At 45.9% G+C, this 17,486-nt stretch carries 18 protein-coding genes and 1 tRNA gene; 18 read left to right on the plus strand and 1 reads right to left on the minus strand.

The features are described from left to right. Window positions 1-148: 148 nt before the first annotated feature. From H9L42_RS00090 to H9L42_RS00150, 13 genes are all read left to right on the plus strand, one after another. Window positions 149-1,420: a glycine/sarcosine/betaine reductase component B subunit gene (locus tag H9L42_RS00090; protein ID WP_187301434.1), complete on the plus strand. Its 1,272-nt coding sequence runs from the start codon at window positions 149-151 to the stop codon at window positions 1,418-1,420. A gap of 18 nt (window positions 1,421-1,438) precedes the next feature. Continuing rightward, complete coding sequence (locus tag H9L42_RS00095) at window positions 1,439-2,734, plus strand: glycine/betaine/sarcosine/D-proline family reductase selenoprotein B (protein WP_187301435.1); 1,296 nt, start codon at window positions 1,439-1,441, stop codon at window positions 2,732-2,734. Between the two features lie 22 nt (window positions 2,735-2,756). Further along, complete coding sequence (locus H9L42_RS00100; protein ID WP_187301436.1) at window positions 2,757-3,134, plus strand: GrdX family protein; 378 nt, start codon at window positions 2,757-2,759, stop codon at window positions 3,132-3,134. Between the two features lie 15 nt (window positions 3,135-3,149). Then, the gene (gene trxB / locus H9L42_RS00105) at window positions 3,150-4,088 is read left to right on the plus strand and encodes a thioredoxin-disulfide reductase (RefSeq protein ID WP_187301437.1); all 939 of its coding nucleotides are present in this window, start codon (window positions 3,150-3,152) and stop codon (window positions 4,086-4,088) included. A gap of 15 nt (window positions 4,089-4,103) precedes the next feature. Then, complete coding sequence (trxA, locus tag H9L42_RS00110) at window positions 4,104-4,421, plus strand: thioredoxin TrxA (RefSeq protein WP_187301438.1); 318 nt, start codon at window positions 4,104-4,106, stop codon at window positions 4,419-4,421. A 43-nt stretch (window positions 4,422-4,464) separates the two neighbouring features. Continuing rightward, window positions 4,465-4,926 carry a glycine/sarcosine/betaine reductase complex selenoprotein A gene (gene grdA, locus H9L42_RS00115; RefSeq protein WP_187301439.1) on the plus strand — a complete coding sequence of 154 codons (462 nt, stop codon included), beginning with the start codon at window positions 4,465-4,467 and terminating at the stop codon, window positions 4,924-4,926. A gap of 86 nt (window positions 4,927-5,012) precedes the next feature. Continuing rightward, window positions 5,013-6,554: a glycine/sarcosine/betaine reductase complex component C subunit beta gene (gene grdC, locus H9L42_RS00120; RefSeq protein WP_187301440.1), complete on the plus strand. Its 1,542-nt coding sequence runs from the start codon at window positions 5,013-5,015 to the stop codon at window positions 6,552-6,554. An 18-nt stretch (window positions 6,555-6,572) separates the two neighbouring features. Next, the gene (grdD, locus tag H9L42_RS00125) at window positions 6,573-7,685 is read left to right on the plus strand and encodes a glycine/sarcosine/betaine reductase complex component C subunit alpha (protein ID WP_187301441.1); all 1,113 of its coding nucleotides are present in this window, start codon (window positions 6,573-6,575) and stop codon (window positions 7,683-7,685) included. A gap of 177 nt (window positions 7,686-7,862) precedes the next feature. Further along, window positions 7,863-7,959: transfer RNA gene (locus H9L42_RS00130), tRNA-Sec, on the plus strand. A gap of 28 nt (window positions 7,960-7,987) precedes the next feature. Continuing rightward, a complete protein-coding gene (gene selA / locus H9L42_RS00135; protein WP_187301442.1) occupies window positions 7,988-9,394 on the plus strand; it encodes an L-seryl-tRNA(Sec) selenium transferase in 1,407 nt (468 codons plus the stop codon). Then, on the plus strand, window positions 9,391-11,301 hold the full coding sequence (gene selB / locus H9L42_RS00140; protein ID WP_187301443.1) for a selenocysteine-specific translation elongation factor: 1,911 nt from the start codon (window positions 9,391-9,393) through the stop codon (window positions 11,299-11,301). The genes selA and selB overlap by 4 nt, the downstream gene beginning before the upstream one ends. A 10-nt stretch (window positions 11,302-11,311) precedes the next feature. Then, complete coding sequence (locus tag H9L42_RS00145; RefSeq protein ID WP_187301444.1) at window positions 11,312-12,226, plus strand: selenium metabolism-associated LysR family transcriptional regulator; 915 nt, start codon at window positions 11,312-11,314, stop codon at window positions 12,224-12,226. Between the two features lie 9 nt (window positions 12,227-12,235). Continuing rightward, on the plus strand, window positions 12,236-13,402 hold the full coding sequence (locus H9L42_RS00150) for an aminotransferase class V-fold PLP-dependent enzyme (RefSeq protein WP_187301445.1): 1,167 nt from the start codon (window positions 12,236-12,238) through the stop codon (window positions 13,400-13,402). A 38-nt stretch (window positions 13,403-13,440) separates the two neighbouring features. Here the strand turns inward: H9L42_RS00150 and H9L42_RS00155 are convergent, their stop codons facing one another. Continuing rightward, entirely contained in the window at window positions 13,441-13,653 is a 213-nt protein-coding gene (locus tag H9L42_RS00155) for a sulfurtransferase TusA family protein (RefSeq protein ID WP_207734885.1), read from the minus strand. A 188-nt stretch (window positions 13,654-13,841) separates the two neighbouring features. Between H9L42_RS00155 and yedF the strand changes: the two genes are divergently transcribed. The 5 genes from yedF to H9L42_RS00180 all read left to right on the plus strand — a co-directional run bounded on the left by yedF (window position 13,842) and on the right by H9L42_RS00180 (window position 17,481). Beyond that, window positions 13,842-14,192 (plus strand): sulfurtransferase-like selenium metabolism protein YedF, encoded by a 351-nt coding sequence (yedF, locus tag H9L42_RS00160; RefSeq protein WP_187301446.1) that lies wholly within the window; start codon window positions 13,842-13,844, stop codon window positions 14,190-14,192. 16 nt (window positions 14,193-14,208) lie between these two features. Continuing rightward, window positions 14,209-14,490: a putative Se/S carrier protein gene (locus H9L42_RS00165; RefSeq protein WP_187301447.1), complete on the plus strand. Its 282-nt coding sequence runs from the start codon at window positions 14,209-14,211 to the stop codon at window positions 14,488-14,490. A 48-nt stretch (window positions 14,491-14,538) separates the two neighbouring features. Beyond that, complete coding sequence (gene selD, locus H9L42_RS00170; RefSeq protein ID WP_187301448.1) at window positions 14,539-15,579, plus strand: selenide, water dikinase SelD; 1,041 nt, start codon at window positions 14,539-14,541, stop codon at window positions 15,577-15,579. A gap of 115 nt (window positions 15,580-15,694) precedes the next feature. Continuing rightward, entirely contained in the window at window positions 15,695-16,603 is a 909-nt protein-coding gene (locus tag H9L42_RS00175) for a CobW family GTP-binding protein (protein WP_187301449.1), read from the plus strand. Continuing rightward, window positions 16,603-17,481 (plus strand): uroporphyrinogen decarboxylase family protein, encoded by an 879-nt coding sequence (locus H9L42_RS00180; RefSeq protein ID WP_187301450.1) that lies wholly within the window; start codon window positions 16,603-16,605, stop codon window positions 17,479-17,481. Before H9L42_RS00175 ends, H9L42_RS00180 begins: the two co-directional genes overlap by 1 nt. Window positions 17,482-17,486: the final 5 nt, after the last annotated feature.

Genomic DNA, 17,486 nt, shown 5'->3' on the forward strand with positions numbered 1-17,486 from the left:
AATGCATCATAGGAAAAAGCAGGAGTTTTCAACATATATATTGTTTTTTTCGAAACGGTGGGAATTGGCATAAGGATTGCTTTATAAGTAAATGTCATTACCCAAATCGAAATTGAATCGGAAAAAACAAGTAAAGAAGGTGAAACAGATGAAACAGAAAAGCCTTGATTTGGAAATTGTCAAAATCCATGATATTCAATTTGGAGAAAAGACGGAAATTAAAGAACATGTGCTGACAATTCAAAAAGAGGAATTGAAAAAAATCCTGGAGTGTGAAGAGTTTTCTTCCGTAGATATTCAACTGGCAAGACCCGGCGAATCGATTCGGATTATTCCGGTTAAGGATGCGATTGAGCCAAGAATCAAGCCGGACAGCGGAGAATACTTCCCCGGAATTTTGGGAAAGTATGATTCTGTAGGAGAAGGAAGAACGAGGGTTCTGGAGGGCTGCTGTGTCATTACGACAGGAAGAATTGTGTGTTTTCAGGAGGGCCTGATCGATATGAATGGTCCGGGGACGGTTCATTCTATTTATTCTCACATGAATAATGTAGTGTTAGTGGCAGAGCCGGCAGAAAACCTCTCTCCGGAAGAGCATGAGGCGGCCGTACGCAAAGCAGGTCTGAAAATGGCGCACTATCTTGCAAAAGCGGGAATGGAAGTGGAAGCGGATGAAGTAAGAACCTATACTTTGAACAAAGTTGATCCAAAACTGCCGCGGCTGATGTATGTAAATCTGGTATTGGCACAGGGTCTGCTCCACGATAACTATATCTATGGGGAAGATGCGAAAAAATTGCAGACCATGCTAATGCATCCGAATGAAATGATGGATGGAGCAATCGTATCTGGTAACTGTGTAACTGCCTGTGATAAAAATACAACATATGATCATCAGAATAATCCTGTTGTAAAAGATATGTATGAGAGACACGGAAAGGATTTAAACTTCTGTGGCGTGATTTCGTCTCCAATCAGTACAATTCTGGCAGAAAAAGAGAGAGGCGTTATGGAAATTTTATCAATTGCGCGGCTCCTTGATATTGATGCCATAGTTGTAACAGAAGAAGGTGGAGGTAATCCAGAAGCGGATATTATGATGATAGCCGAAGAAGCAGAAAAAGTCGGAATTAAGACAGTAATTTGTGTACATGAAAATGCGGGAGACGACGGATCTTCCGAGCCTCTTGCCAATTCGAATCCTGCAGCGGACGCAGTGGTTACTGCGGGAAACAATAATGAATTCATCGTCCTGCCGCCGATGAAAAAGACCATCGGACATCTGGAAGCGGTTGATGTTCTCGCTGGAGGAGTAAGCGACGCGCTTCAGGAAGACGGGAGTGTGAGGGTAAGACTTGCGGTCATTATGGATGCGGCAAGCAACCTGGGAATTACAAAACTAAGAGCAGTTACATACTAAGACAGGAGGTGAATCCAGATGAAAATTATTCATTATATCAATCAGTTCTTCGGGCAGATTGGCGGAGAAGAAAAAGCAGATTATCCTTTTGAAATACGGGAAACAGTCGTTGGACCCGGTATGATGTTGAAAGGGCTTTTAGAAGATACCAATGAGATAGTAGCTACGATTTTATGTGGAGACAATTATTTTTCAGATCATACAGATGAAGTAGTAGCACAGATCAAGGATGCACTGCGCCGCTATAATGCGGACTTGGTCGTTGCAGGGCCGGCATTTAACGCAGGGAGATACGGAATGGCCTGTGGACAGGTATGTAAAATCGCCTATCAGGAAGGAATCCCTGCAGTTTCCGGTATGTTTGAAGAAAACCCGGGGCTGGAGCTGTTCCGGATGTATGGGTTCATCTTCCCTACGGAAAATAATGCGAGAGGAATGAAAAAGGCTCTGGAAAAAATTGCAGGTTTTGTGAACCGATTTGCCAGAGGGGAGGACGTGCTGGATTATGAGAAGGAAGGGTACTTCAAACGCGGACTGCGTAAGAATGTCTGGACCGAGCATGTGGGAGCCCACAGAGCGGTAGATATGGCATTGGATAAAGTGGCGGGAAGACCGTTTAAAACGGAGCTGGAGATGCCACAATTTACACGGGTTGTGCCTAGCCCTCCAATTGCGGATCTGAGTAAGGCTAAAATCGCACTTATTACTACATGTGGACCGGTTCCTACAGGCAATCCGGATCGAATAGAGGCACATGCTGCGACAAAATGGAGAATCTATCATGCGGAAGATTTTGGTGGATCGGAAATGAAGCAGACAGAGATCGCCCATGGTGGATATACACCGAGTTTTGGTAATGGAAACGGCAACCGCGTAGTTCCGCTAGATGCGATGCTTCGCTTGGAACAGGAAGGTTTTATTGGAGAGCTGGATAAAAATATTTATGTAACAGTTGGGAATTCTATGCCTGTAACCAGAGCGGCCGAGTTTGGAAAAGAAATTGCCAAATCTTTAAAAGACAGCAGTGTTGCAGGAGCAATTCTAACATCGGCTTGAGGAACCTGTACACGTTGCGGTGCAACGATTGTAAAAGCTATCGATGAAGCGGGTATCCCGATTGTGCATGTATGCACGATTGTTCCAATTTCAAAGGCCGTGGGAGCAAACCGAATCTATCCGGCAGTAGCGATTCCGCATCCTACAGGATTTCCGGAGGAATCGCCAGAAAAGGAAAGAGAACTTCGGTACGAGCTAGTAAAGAAGGCCTTGAATACTCTTACTGTGGATATTCAGGACCAGACGATCTTTAAATAAAGAAAAAAGAGAGGGCCAGGCCATGTGCTACATGATTATTACCAATAATCCGGAAGTAGAACGTTATGTTAAGCGAAAAAAGAAACAATTTATTGTTTCAAAGAGAAATGGGACAGTCAAAGAAGTTGTAATGGAAACAAGGCGTCTGCTGATGGAAGGATGGAGCCTGGTCTGCGACCCTCTCGGAGGGAGAAAGGAACGGGCAAATCCATATCTGACCGTAGTAGTTGGAAGAAACGGAACACTAGAATCCATCACCTGTGATGTGCTGAGAGTTGAGCAGCTGCTGGATATTTATTATCGGAACAGAAGCTATTTGGAGGGTCTATCCGAGCGCCAGAGAATGGATTACAGTGCGATTGACTGCTCCCTGACCTGCGGGGCTTTAGACAAATTATAGAGAAAGGAGAAACATATGGGTAAATTGTATGATGTAATCATCATTGGAGGCGGTCCGGCAGGCCTGGCGGCGGGCCTTTACGCCGGAAGGGCAAGGCTTTCTACGCTGTTGATTGAAAAAGACAAAGAGGGCGGACAGATTGTTCAGACCGCGGAAATTGAAAACTATCCGGGAGGCCTTGCAGAGGAATCCGGTCCGACCCTGATCGACCGCATGAGTAGCCAGGCAGATAAATTCGGCGTAGAAAAGGTAATCGACACCATCGAAGATATGGAACTGGCGGGAAAAGAAAAATTACTCACAGGGAAAAAAGATACCTATCGGGCGAAAGCGGTCATTATCGCGGCAGGAGCATCGCCAGTGCCCATCGGCTGTCCGGGAGAGAAAGAATTCACTGGAAAGGGTGTATCCTACTGTGCAACCTGCGACGCTGCCTTTTTCGAAGACTTTGAAGTATATGTGGTAGGGGGTGGAGATTCCGCAGTGGAAGAGGCCCTTTACCTGACAAAATTCGCAAGAAAAGTAACCATCATTCACAGAAGGGATCAGCTGCGGGCCGCAAAATCCATCCAGGAAAAGGCTTTTGCTAATGAAAAGATCGATTTCCTATGGGACAGTGTTGTAAAAGAGCTGAAAGGCGACGGCCTTTTGGAATCTATGGTAGTAGAAAATGTAAAGACAAAGGAGAAAACCGAAATCAAAGCGAGCGAAGAAGATGGAACCTTCGGCGTGTTTGTGTTCATCGGTTTTAAGCCGGCAAGTGAAATTTTTGAAGGCAAAGTCAGGATGGACAATGGCTACATTGTAACGGACCCGGATATGAAAACAAATGTAGAAGGGGTATTCGCGGCAGGAGATATCCGTGTCAAGAGCCTGAGACAAGTGGTGACAGCAGCGGCGGACGGCGCGATTGCCGCCGTGCAGGCAGGAAAATACATAGAGGAAAATGAATAGGAAGGAGAAACTGTGATGATTATTTGCGACAAAAAGACATTTGAACCGGAAGTCCTTCAGGCAGAAGGCACAGTACTGGTGGATTTCTTTGGAGATGGCTGCGTTCCCTGCGCGGCACTGATGCCTCATGTTGAATCCCTTTCTGAAAAATATGGGGATAAGATAAAATTTTGCAAACTGAATACAACTTCCGCAAGAAGACTGGCCATCAGCCAGAAGATCATGGGCCTTCCGGTAATCGCCATTTACCAGAATGGAGAAAAAGTGGAGGAACTAGTAAAAGATGACGCGACACCGGAAGCCATCGAAGAAATGATTAAGAAATATATATAATCTGTTTATATATATGGACTTGGGAAGAAAGGAGGATCTAAAAATGGCATTGTTGAAAGACAAAAAAGTTGTGATTATCGGCGACCGTGATGGAATTCCGGGACCTGCAATTGAAGCGTGCGCAAAGAGCGCGGGCGCGGAAGTTGTTTTCTCATCCACGGAATGCTTTGTTTGAACGGCCGCAGGGGCAATGGACCTGGAGAATCAGAAGAGAGTAAAAGAGTTTTATGATCAGTACGGGAAGGACGATCTGGTTGTACTTCTCGGCGCCGCGGAAGGAGAAGCTGCGGGACTGGCAGCAGAAACCGTTACTCTTGGCGATCCGACTTATGCAGGGCCATTGGCCGGAGTCTCGTTGGGACTCACTGTATATCACATCTGTGAACCGGAAGTCAAAGAAGAAATTGATGAAAGTGTTTACGATGAACAGATCAGTATGATGGAAATGGTGCTTGACGTTGATGATATTATCAGCGAAATGAAAGCAATTCGGGATCAGCTGTAAACCATTTGATGTGTTGACATTTAGGGAGCGGGGCCCCGGTATACGGGGCAGCGCTTCCAGCAAACGAAAATAAAGGAGTAGAAAAAATGGGAGGATATGCTGTACTGAAAGGGATGAGTTATACCCTTGCGATTACACCGGACATGGTGTTACATAATGGGACCACACAGACAACGGAACGTGTTGTTAATCCGGATTCTGAATACTTGAAGGAACTGCCCGGACATATCCGTTCGTATGAGGATGCTCTGGCATACCTGCCGAATCAAGTATATATCGGAAATAAAACACCGGACGATCTGGAAACGACCAAGTTCCCCTGGTATGACAAAAAATGCGAAGGCAAAAGAAAAGGCAAATACGGTGAAATAATGCCGCAGGATGAGTTCCTGGGGTTGATGCAGATTTGTGATGTCTTTGACTTGGTAAAGCTTGAAACGTCTTTTGCCGATGAAGTTCGAAGAAAACTTGCGGCTCATGCGCTGATTGGTGAAGAAAAAGCTGCGATTTTAGATAAAAATGAAGAAACGGTTGAGGATATTAAAATCCTTGTAGAAGAAGAACATGCCGAACCTCTTTATCATAACGGAGTTTTAGTGGGGGCTGTGAAACGGGCACATGATGTGGATGTGAATCTGTCAGCCCATGTGATGCTGGAGAATTTGGTGACAAAGGCATCGAGCGTTTTATCTCTGCTGCATCTTTTAGAAACTTCCGGTATTGACGCCGGTGAAGTGGAATATGTGATCGACTGCTGTGAAGAAGCCTGTGGAGATATGAATCAGAGGGGAGGAGGCAATTTCGCAAAAGCAGCAGCAGAAGCGGCAGGTCTTATGAATGCCACTGGATCAGACGCCAGAGGATTTTGCGCAGGGCCGGCCCACGCTTTACTGTCTGCAGCGTCCCTGATTAAAGCGGGAACTTTCCGCACAGTAGTTGTTACAGCAGGAGGCTGTACAGCTAAACTGGGTATGAACGGCAAGGATCATGTGAAAAAGGGGATGCCGATTTTGGAAGACGCTATCGCAGGATTTTCCATATTGCTTACGGCAGATGACGGAGAAAGTCCACAGATTCGGACAGATATTGTGGGGAGACATACTGTGGGGACCGGTGCCTCGCCGCAGGCAGTAATCGGTGCGCTGGTAACAGAACCTCTGGATCGGGCAGGTTTGAAAATTACAGATGTCGACAAATATTCTCCGGAAATGCAAAATCCAGATATTACAAAACCAGCCGGCGCGGGAGATGTGCCGGAGGCAAATTATAAAATGATTGCGGCGCTGGGTGTAAAGCGTGGGGAAATTGAAAGAAAAGAGATCCCTGAATTTGTAAAGAAACATGGAATGTGCGGATGGGCGCCGACACAGGGACATATTCCTTCCGGAGTGCCTTATCTGGGATTTGCTAGAGAGGCGATTATGGAAGGCCGCATAAAACGGGCGATGATCATCGGAAAGGGCAGTCTGTTCCTGGGCAGAATGACAAACCTGTTTGATGGAATCAGTTTTCTGGTAGAGAAAAATGATGGAAGCAGTACATCGGATACAGGGAACAATGAGGCGGAAGTGAAAGCTCTGATCGGGGAAGCCATGCGTAGATTTGCTGACGGACTTCTCAGCGAATAAAGCGGAAAGGAGAAGGGGATGTCAGAAAAGAAGATAAGAAAGATGATTGGAGAGATCTTCCTGGAGCTGGCAGAAGGGCTTGAAACCGGACAGCTTGGGAAGACGCCTGTAATTGGAATTGCGGCGGACGGCAGTGAACATGGGAAAGAGAATCTCAAGGAAGCAGCTGGATTGGCTGCGGAAAGAGGGATAAAAGTCCACCTGATTGAAGGGGAAGACTCCCATAAAGCGATGGAAAATCTGTTAGAACAGGGAGAAATCGACGGGGCTGTAACGATGCATTATCCTTTTCCCATCGGCGTATCAACAGTAGGCAAAATTGTTACTCCAGCAAAGGGAAAAACCATGTTTCTGGCGACAACAACAGGAACATCCGATACGGATCGGGTTTGTGCATTAGTAAAAAACGCAATTTATGGTATTATTGCAGCAAAAGCCGACGGGACGGCCCATCCAACGGTAGGAATTGCCAATATTGACGGTGCGCGCCAATGTGAAAAGGCATTACGCAGACTGCAGGAGGGAGGATATCCTATTTCCTTTGCAGAATCAGCCAGGGCGGATGGAGGTGTTGTAATGCGTGGAAATGATCTCCTTACGGCGACGGCGGATGTGATGGTGATGGATTCTCTAACCGGAAATCTGATGGCGAAAATCTTTTCATCTTATACAACAGGAGGAAGTTTTGAATCCCTGGGATGGGGATATGGACCGGGAATCGGTGAAGAATTTGAGAAAACAATTCTGATTATCTCAAGAGCATCGGGAGCGCCGGTAATTGCGGCAGCTGCTGAGTACGCAGCCCATCTGATTCAAAATGACATGAACCGTATTGCCAAAGAAGAATTCAAACTGGCGAAAAAAGCGGGGCTTTCCAGGGTTTTGAACGAACTGGCGAAAAAAGAGACTGCGTCTAAAACAGAAGAAATTGTGGCAGCTCCACCTAAAGAGGTGGTTACCGCTCAGATTCCGGGGATTGAAGTAATGGATCTGGAGGATGCGGTAACCGCTCTCTGGAAAGAAAAGATTTACGCAGAAAGCGGTATGGGATGTACAGGTCCAATTATCCGCATCAGTGAAGCAAATAAAGAAAAATCCGAAAAAATACTTTCCCATAAGGGGTTTATTTAAGCAGAACTTCAGGAATCCTATAAGAAACAGGACTCGCATACTCCTGTTTCGCATAAATAGCAGGACAGACGGTTTTCGTCCAGGTACTCCTTACCATTAGACGATAAATTCTTTATGATGAATAAGCAAAATCGTCTTTCCTGCTTGAGAAATCTGTATGAATCCTTATTATGATATGGGGGTAGATGGGTGCTGGTGTGCCTTCCGGTCTTCAAAACCGGTTCGGGGAGTTAAGAGCTTCCTGGGTGGGTTCGATTCCCACATACTCCCGCCATTTTTATCAAAGCAGGAGGAGATACATAATGGAAAAAAGACAGCTTCTTTCCAGGCTTCCAAGTGTCGATGAAGCGCTGAAGGATCAGCGCTTATTTGCGTTTTTTGAAACTACAGCAAGAGAGCTGGTCACAGACAGTGTCCGAGAAGTCATAAATAATGCGCGTCAGCGGATTTTAAATGGAGAAGCCTTGGCAGAACCGGATAGAGACATCCTGATTCAGGAAATGGTCAGTCTGGTTCGGCAGAAAAAGAGGCACAGCTTGACAAAAGCCGTCAATGCGACAGGTGTTGTCCTTCATACAAATTTGGGACGCGCGTGTCTTTCCAGAGCAGCCTGCGAAAATGTCATTCGTACCTCAGAAGGTTACTCGACTTTGGAATACGACGTAAAAAAAGGCAGTCGGGGATCGCGTCATAATCATGTGGAATATCTGATTACGAAAATCACAGGCGCAGAGGCGGCCATGGTAGTTAATAACAATGCGGCAGCAACGATGCTCTGTCTTTCCACTCTGGCAGAGGGGCAGGAAGTCCTTGTCTCCAGAGGAGAACTGGTGGAAATCGGAGGATCGTTTCGAATTCCTGATATTATGAAACAAAGCGGTGCGACTCTTTACGAAGTAGGAACCACGAATAAGACGAGAATTGAAGACTATCAAAGGGGGATTAACGAACAGACCGCGGCAATTATGAAGGTCCATACCAGTAATTACCGAATTATCGGGTTTACTGCGGAAACCTCCCTTGAAGAACTGGCAGCGCTGGGAAAAAAGTGCGGCATCCCGGTCCTTTACGATATGGGATGCGGCCTGATGTACGATCTTCAGCCCTATGGAATCTGTGAGCCTTCTGTGCCGGAAAGCCTGCGGACAGGAATTGATGTGATTTTATTCAGTGGGGACAAGTTGCTGGGGGGACCACAGGCAGGAATTCTGGCTGGACGAAAAGATTTGATTGACAAAATGAAGCGACATCCTCTAGCTAGAGTTTTGCGGGTGGATAAAATGACTCTGGCCGCATTGGAGGAAACGTTCCGAGCGTATCTGGATCCGGAGAAAGCCAGAACAGAGATTCCAGTGTTGGCTATGCTGACGGCTTCCTCACAGGAGCTGAAAGAACGAGCGCAGCAGCTTGCGTTGAAATTGGAAACACAGGGCGGATGCAGTGCAGAAGTGGTTCCTGTGAAAGATCAGACAGGCGGAGGATCCGCGCCGACTGTGTTGCTGGACGGATGGGCTGTCGCCATAGAAAACGGGATAGCACCGGAAAAGATGGAACGCTTGCTCAGGAGCAGAGAAGTGCCGATTATTGCGCGAATTATTCGAGAACGGGTACACTTTGATATACGGACGATTGCAGACAATGAACTGGATGAAATTACCGAGGCTGTATCTGAAATTACAAAATCCGTAGAAGGAGGAGAGAGGCAGTGAAGCATGTCATTATGGGTACAGCGGGCCATGTAGATCATGGAAAGACCTGTCTGATTAAAGCGTTGACCGGAACAGACACAGATCGTCTGAAGGAAGAAAAACAGAGGGGAATTACAATTGAACTAGGTTTTGCCAGGCTTTCAGGATCAGAGGACCTGGAAATCGGGATCGTAGATGTGCCTGGTCATGAGAAGTTTGTCAGGCATATGCTGGCCGGAGCATCTGGAATCGATATGGTTCTCTTTGTAATCGCTGCGGATGAGGGTATGATGCCGCAGACTGTGGAGCATTTAGAAATTCTTAAAATGCTCCATATCGAAAAAGGGATTATCGCACTGACCAAAATCGATCTGGTAGAAGAGGAATGGCTGGAAATGGTGAAAGAGGATGTACGGGAATCTACGAAGGGAACGTTTCTGGAAAATGCGGAGTTGATCGAGGTATCTTCGCAAACCGGATATCAGATTGACTATTTGAGAGCGCGGATCTGTGAGATGGCAGAGGCGTGCAGTTTGCGCAGAGAGGAAGAAGAATTGCTGCGGATTCCAGTAGATCGGGTATTCACGATCGATGGATTCGGTACTGTTGTTACAGGAACGTTGACGGAAGGTTCCATAAAAACAGGAGAGGAAATCTGGATTTACCCATCTGAGAGAAAAGTGAAAGTCCGTAATTTGCAGGTGCATGGCAAACCTGTTAAACAGGCGACGGCCGGACAGCGGACTGCCGTGAATCTTGCCGGAATCAAAAAGGTCGACGTGCGGCGGGGAGAAGTCCTGGCAGCGCCTTTTTCTATGGAAAAGAGCCGTATGCTGGATGTAAGGGTGTCTATGTTTGACACAGCAAAACGACCTTTGGAAAATGGGGCCAGATTGCATCTGTTCTATGGCAGCGCGGAAGTTCTATGTAAAGCAGTACTGTTGGACGCTGATATTCTGCAGCAGGGGCAGAGCGGGTTTGCGCAGTTGAGGCTGGAAGAGGATATTGCGGTAAAGCGTGGAGACCGATTTATCCTTCGGTTCTATTCCCCGCTGGAGTCCATTGCGGGCGGTGTAGTTCTAGACCCTGTTGCTCCCAAACGTAAACGGTTTCAGGAAACGGCTCTGGATGCTCTTAAGAGGAAAGATGAGGGAAGTGGAAAGGAAGTTCTGGAACAGATTCTTTTGGAGGAAAGTCAAAAGTTTCCCCAGGAAAGACTGCTAGCGAGAAAATGGGGAGGCCTGAGAACAGAGGCGGCAGAACTGTTGCGTGAAATGGAAGAACTGGGAACGGCTTACCGAATCGATAAAGACGTATATCTTCACCGAGATTTTTTGCGTACAGTTCAAACAACTGCGGAACAGATCCTGGAAGATTACCATGAAAAAAATCCAGTCAGTGGAGGAATGGTACGGGAAGAACTGCGTGTAAGGTTGAAAAACGGTCTTCATGCGTCAGATATGAGACCTATGGATGCTCTTATCGCAGGTATGATCGATAGAGGAATTCTGAAAGAAGCAGGAAATACGGTCGCTCTTTCCGGGTTTTCCATTCAGTATACAGAGGAACAGCGGCAGATTCGGGATGCGATTGAAGAAATTTATCAGAAAGCGGGGGTTGAGATTCCAGAGTCGGAAGAAGTAATAGACGGCTTTAAAGATAAAGCTTTGGCACGGCAGATGATTGAACGGCTTTGTGGAGAAGGGGTTCTGGTAAAATTAGAATACCCGAACTATATGCATTCTGAAACCATCGGTTGGGCAAGGCAGATCTTGAAAGAGACAATCGCTGAAAAGGGACAAATTACACTGGCAGAATACCGAGATAAGATCGAAACTTCAAGAAAATACGCGATGATGATTCTGGAATATTTCGATCGAGAGCATATTACGAAAAAAAATGGTGACGCGAGAGTTTTGTGGGAATAAGGAGGCTATTATGGATTTCAGGCAGATTGAAGCGTTTGTTAATGTTGTAAAACACAGAAGCTTTTCGAAGGCAGCGGATGCCACTTATCTTACACAGCCGACGATCAGCGCGCATATTCAGACTCTGGAAAAAGAACTGCAAATGCAGCTGATTGACCGTAGCCGCAAAGAGGCTTTGCCTACAGCGGAAGGAAGGCTTTTCTATGATTATGCTCTGACAATGCTGAACACCAGAGAGCAGGCAGTCTATTCTCTGCAGAATTTTTGTTTGAATATAAATGGAGTTGTAGAAATCCAGGCCTCCAGTATTCCAGGGGAATACCTGGTTCCGGATTTGATGGCTGCTTTTAAAAGGGAGTATCCTGCTGTCCGGTTTTACATGGAACAATCCGATTCTCAGAGTGCGGCGGAACATCTTCTTGCGCGCAGAGGAGAACTCGGATTTATCGGTATGAAGAGAGAGGACGGATTAATTTACGAGCCGTTGATGAAGGACAAAGCAGTATTGATTGCGCCGGATAATGAGAAATTTCGAAAAAAGCAGGGAAAAGCCCTTCCTCTTGTGGAGTTTGCAAGAGAACCGTTTCTTTTAAGAGAAGAAGGTTCGGCTACCAGAAAGACCTTTGAAGCAAAGTTGGAAGAACGGGGAATTCCTTCGGGGGCGCTTACTGTTGTCGCCAAGATGAACAGCATGGAAGCGATTAAACGAGCAGTGGCGGGCGGTATCGGAGTATCGATTATATCAGAACTGGCAGCAGAACGGCAGCGGAAAGATCGAGGTTATCTGATTTTTGATCTGGCAGACTATGATTCGGATCGAGAGTTCTATCTGGTATCAAATCGGAACATTACGATGTCGCCGACGGCGGAGACTTTTAAATTGTTTGTTCTGGATCAATTTGGATCTTCATCAGAAAAGAAATAGGAGGGAGCAATGAGACACGTATATTGTGATAATGGGAGCACTTCTTTTCCCAAGGCGCCGGGGCTGGGAGCAGCGATGGGGCGCCATATTGACTATCGAGGGTATAATATCAGCAGAGGGAGTTACCAGGATGCCTACAGTGTGGAAGGGAGTGTGATACAGATTCGGGAACAGCTTTGTCATTTCTTCGGGTTTGAACAGCCTGGGAATGTGATTTTTACACCAGGAGCAACTGTGGGACTCAATATGGTGTTGAAAGGAATTTTAAAATCCGGTGACCATGTTCTGACATCATCTATGGAACATAATGCAGTTGTACGGCCGCTAATGCAGCTTTCAGAACAGGACGTTGAGTGGGAAGAAGCGCCCTGTGGGAAAAACGGGGAATTGGAGCCGGAAGAGTTAAAAAAAAGGTTGCGTCCTAATACAAAACTAGTGCTGATGCTGCACGCTTCCAATGTGTGCGGAACAATACTGCCAATTCAAACAATCGGAACCATTTGCCGGGAGCAGGGGGTCCTATTTGCGGTGGATGCCGCCCAGACTGCGGGAAGTCTAAAGATTTCCATGAAGGACTGCGGCATCGATGCGTTGGTTTTCCCTGGACATAAAGGCCTGTTGGGCCCTCAGGGAATCGGTGGGCTGATTCTTTCGGAACGCGCCGCAGAGCAGATGACGCCTTTGATTGCCGGGGGGACTGGAAGTTTATCGGATAAGGAGGTAATGCCCGAATTCCTTCCGGATAAATTTCAGCCTGGGACGCTGAATCTTCCGGGGATTATCGGACTGGGCCATGGGGTGTCTTTCCTGGAAAAAGAAGGGATGCAGGCAATAGCGCAGAAAAAGGAATGGTTGACAAAACGTTTTTTGGAAGGTATCTGTAATATGAAACAGGCGGTGCTGGTTGGAAAAGAAACGGCCCAGGGAAGGTGTGCCGTAGTATCGGTAGATTTTCCGAATGTGGATAACGCAGAGGTCAGCTATATTTTGGAACAGCATTTCGGCATTATGACAAGGTGCGGCCTCCACTGTGCCCCTCACGCCCATAAAACTCTGGGGACCTTTCCGAAAGGAACGGTACGGTTTTCCTTTGGATACTTTAATACAGAAGAAGAAATAAAGTATGTACTTGATGGGATCCATCAAGTATTGCTGCAACTGAAAATGGGCATATAGTTCTTTGGGGGGATACACAAGAAGAAAAGTTCATCAAATTATTTTTCAATTATAATTTTAAAATAACAGTCTATCTTTTCAAAAGAGAATGTCCATCCCTTTCCAGATGCAAGACGCTTAATATTCTGCAGCGCAATTTTATTATCTACAAGGACTTCCACAGCTGCGGCATCTCCTTCTAAAGCCTTTTTCGTTTTTATCACTGGTTCCGGGCAGGCACATCCCCGAACATCAATTTGGATCAGAGCCATTTTATCCTCCTTAATCTGTTTTGTTTATGTAAAATCACCATATCACAGAAAAAGGCAAAAATAAAATATAAATTAGTGATAAAAAGTGCGAAAAGAATAGAAAAAAACGATTAACGAAAACGTTGAAAAATCAATGTTTATAGAGTAATCTAAAAGAAAGACAGAAGCGAAAAGGAGGCGGAAACAGTATGAATGAAAAAAAGAAAATCGCGATTCTGGTGACAGCGGATACCTTTGGAAGCGGGAGTGAAGAGCTGGGACAGAATTTAATGAAAAGTTATATTTATTCTTTAACAGAGGCAGAGGAAAAGCCGTCTGTGATTATGTTCCTTAATCGGGGGGTGTATCTGACAACAACCGGTTCGCCTGTGCTGGAATCTTTGAAACAGCTTGAACAGGTGGGAACAGAGATTCTTTCCTGCGGAGCGTGTCTGAATTTTTACAAATTGGAAGAGGCGCTGGAAGTCGGAGAGGTTACAAATATGTATTATAACGTAGAACTGATGCACAGCGCGGAACGTATAATTACAGTTGGATAAAGGAGAGCCGATGGGAATGGAATCGTTTGCGGAAGGCTTTTTTGCCATGGTATTTTCCGCGACAGGGGACACAATAAAGACAGAAGAGGAAGCCAAAAGGCATTTTCAGACTTCGATTATTCCTACTCCGAGGGAAATTTCCAAGAGCTGCGGCCTTGCGATTCGGTTTACGAAACCGGATGAGCAGGAGCTGAAAGCGTTTTTTGAACAGAGAAACGTTCCTTGCGCTCTGTATTTTCTTAGTGAAAGAAATGAACAGGGACAACGGATAGCCAGACAGCTTGGTGAGAAAAAGTAGTGGAGATAGGGAATGTAATACAATTCTGCAGGGAAAGGAGGGGAGCGTATGAGCACGGAAAAAATAAAGCTGACAGAGATGACAGCTCACGGTGGTTGAGCGGCTAAAATTGGGCCTGATGCCCTGGCACAAGTTCTGTGTCATTTACCGAAATTCAGCGATCCAAACCTGTTGGTAGGTTTTGAAACCAGCGATGATGCCGCAGTTTACAAAATTGATGAAAAGACTGCCATGATTCAGACTGTGGATATTTTCCCTCCGGTTGTAGATGATCCCTACCAGTATGGGAAGATTGCGGCAGCTAACTCTCTCAGTGATGTCTATGCGATGGGAGGAACTCCGAAGCTTGCTCTGAATGTGTTTTGCTTTCCAGAAGATCTTCCAAAAGAAACGGTGCAGGCGATTTTGCAGGGAGGTTATGAAAAGGTTGCGGAAGCGGGAGCAGTGATTGCAGGCGGTCATACAATAAAAGATCCGGAGCCCAAATACGGACTTTCTGTAACCGGGTTTGCTGCCCCAGAGGAAATTCTTTTGAACAGCCGGATGCGGCCGGGAGATATTGTTCTTTTGACGAAAAAAATTGGCACAGGCGTTTTGACGACTGCAGCGAAGGGAGAGCTTCTTTCTAAGCAGGATTATGATATTATGCTTCATTCTATGACCCGATTGAACCGTAAAGCTGCGGAAGTGATGAAACGTTTTCCAGTAAACAGCTGTACAGATGTAACGGGATTCGGCCTTCTGGGCCATGCCTTTGAGATGGCAGCAGGAAGTGCGTGTACCTTCTGTCTGGATGCCCAGGCAGTTCCTATGTTGCCAGGAGCCAAAGAAATGGCAGAACTTGGGATGATTCCGGCAGGAGCCTATCGGAATCGGGAATATCTTGAGGAGGTTATATGCATAACGGACTCCCTCGAAGCATCTGTTGAAGATCTCCTTTTCGATCCGCAGACTGCAGGAGGCCTTCTTATTTCCCTGCCGGAAAGAGACGGACTGCATCTTTTCACAGAATTGCGGGATGCAGGGGAAGATGTTGCAATCGCAGGATGGGTGGATGAATTCCATGATTATAGTGTTTTTGTAAAATAACAGGATGATAGAAAAAAGATACCAAAATGTAAAATGGTATCTTTTTTATCAATTGGACGACTCTTTTTCTGGGGTGCTATAGTAATTGTGAAAGGAAACGAAAGGAAGGCAATTTATGAAAGTCAGAATTATATCTGGTTTTTTAGGAGCAGGGAAGACCACATTTTTAAATAAACTGCTTCCGGAACTGGGAGAACAAACCGTGGTAATTGAAAATGAATTTGGGGAAGTTTCTATTGACAGCGGTCGGGTGAAAGACGGGATTCCTGTGCGGGAGATTTACGCCGGCTGCATCTGCTGCAGTCTGGCTGCAGATTTTCAGCAGGCGCTGAAAGACATTGCCGTGGAGCAGAAAGAGCAGCAAGTATTGATCGAGCCTTCCGGAGTGGGGCGGTTATCGGATGTTGCGAAGGCTTGCAAAGATGCGGGAAATCAGGCAGGGATTGAAATCGAACCATTGATCACGATAGTAGATGTTACTGCTTTTGAAGAGGACAGAAAACAGTTTGGACAATTTTATTTGGATCAGATTAAAAATGCAGATGTCATTTTTCTTTCTTATATAGAGGAACTCTCAGAAGCTGATCTGAGTGTACGAATGGAAGAAATCCACATGCTGAATCCAAAGGCAGCGATTTATAAGGAAAACTGGATTGAGAAAGATGGACGAGAGCTTTTGGCATTTCTTAAATCTGTAAAACTGGAAAGCAGGAAACTGTTCTTTTCACATGCAGAACTCCCAGAGGAACATAGTTTTTCTTCTGTTTTCTTGGAAAGCAACGGCCACGCATCAGAAAAGGAAATCCGGCAATGGATCGCGAAGTGGGATTCAGGATGTTATGGAACGATTCTTCGCGCAAAAGGCATAATCCTGACCGAAAAAACAGCAGTGGCAGTTGATTATACGCCGTACCATTACACTCTGAGCGCGGCAGAAGCGCCGGAGGAAAATGGGCTGGTACTAATCGGCTATCATTTGGACAAGAAGGCCCTGGCTGCCGACATGGAAAGGAGAACGTCTTAATGGTTCAAATTGCTGATTATTCATGTACATATGATAACTCTGTGGGAATACGGGAAGCAGTAACAAGGGAGTTAGAGTTGACGTTTCCCGATGCTTATAAAAATTGGAAAACAATGCGAGATATTGCGCTGGCACTGAAAAAGGAAGATAAAGCGGAGTTTTGTGAACTACCTTTTTGCCATACAGTTGAAGGGGAGGCAATGGGAGGAATTATAAATTATGGTGACGCAAAGAGCGGACCGAGAGCAAAAACTTACATTTGCCAAACGCCAGAAGAAATCCTTGCTTTGCCGCAGATTGATTTTACAAAAGGGAGAATTCGAGAAGTTCTGAAAGCTTGCGAAGCACTGAGTAAAATGGGGGAAACTGTAGTTTTTGAAATTTCCGGGCCTTTTACTGTTTTGAATGTCTTGGCAGATGCTTCTATTACACTGAAATGGATGCGAAAACAACCGGAAGAGATGAAGGCCATACTGGAGAAGCTAAAAGGAGAACTGCTGCGTTATATGCAGGAAGCGGCGCGGGCAGGAGCGGCGATTATTAGTTATGCGGATTCTACAGGAGGTGTCAATATCCTAGGACCAAAGCAAATGGCAGCAGTGACGGAGCTTTTTACATACCCGCTGCTGAAAGAAGCGGATAAGATACTTCCGGAAAATGTGCTGATACAGCTCTGTCCTAAAACGAGTTTTGCGCTGATTGGAACAGACTTGGCAAAGTGGAAAGAGATTAAAGTTTCTGACGGAGAGCTTTGTTATGGGCAGGCTTGCGGGAAGCTTGTGGGAAGGGCCAGATTTACGGGACAGACCTGTATCAAAAATATAGAGTATTGTATAGACAGTACTGTTCAAACCTTGGAATTAACAGCAAATGATTGAAGGAG

Source organism: Zhenpiania hominis, from assembly GCF_014333425.1.
Classification (GTDB): domain Bacteria; phylum Bacillota; class Clostridia; order Peptostreptococcales; family Anaerovoracaceae; genus Hominibacterium; species Hominibacterium hominis.